Origin of the sequence: Lysobacter arseniciresistens ZS79, assembly GCF_000768335.1 — a bacterium.
In the GTDB taxonomy this organism is placed as follows: Bacteria; Pseudomonadota; Gammaproteobacteria; order Xanthomonadales; family Xanthomonadaceae; genus Novilysobacter; species Novilysobacter arseniciresistens.
This window is the reverse complement of record NZ_AVPT01000090.1, coordinates 1-479: the sequence shown is the minus strand read 5'-3', so window position 1 is coordinate 479 and position 479 is coordinate 1. Positions and strand designations below refer to the sequence as shown.

At 55.7% G+C, this 479-nt stretch carries 1 protein-coding gene; it reads right to left on the bottom strand.

Annotated features, from left to right (window positions below):
* Positions 1–72: 72 nt before the first annotated feature.
* On the bottom strand, positions 73–479 hold a 407-nt coding region (locus tag N799_RS14105), incomplete at its 5' end, for a hypothetical protein (protein ID WP_036214042.1).

Here is a 479-nt window from a genome sequence, read left to right as displayed (position 1 = left end):
CTGAAACGTAAGACCACAAGACAGTTGCTGAATTAAGCCGAGTTGCGAAGCAACTTCGGCTTGAATGAACTGTTAGGCCGCCCGATTGACGGCCAAGTACCCACAGAACACGAAGAACGCGAATGTGCCGAAGAGGTAGGAATAGACAAGCGGAAACTCCCTCAGGCCCGGGATGTTATCGGTGAGCTTGGCGTAACGGAAGCTAGCGGGATGGGCCTGGTAGATGCGCATGACAATGAAGAAGGCGCATGCCCCTACTACGAAAGGCGCGCCCACAAATAGCCACCCCGGAATGGCGTGCGGAGGTGCAAGCATCAGAAAGCTAAAGACGTTGAGGCCTTGAAAGGCACTGAGTCCGATAGCCGGGCCACCAGGCTGCTCGGTTTGAGCGGTGGTCATGCGGAAGTGCCACTGGCGATAGGAAAGTGCGAGTGAGGAGTACATGTCAACGAGGAGCCCAGTGCGGCCTAACACTAGAA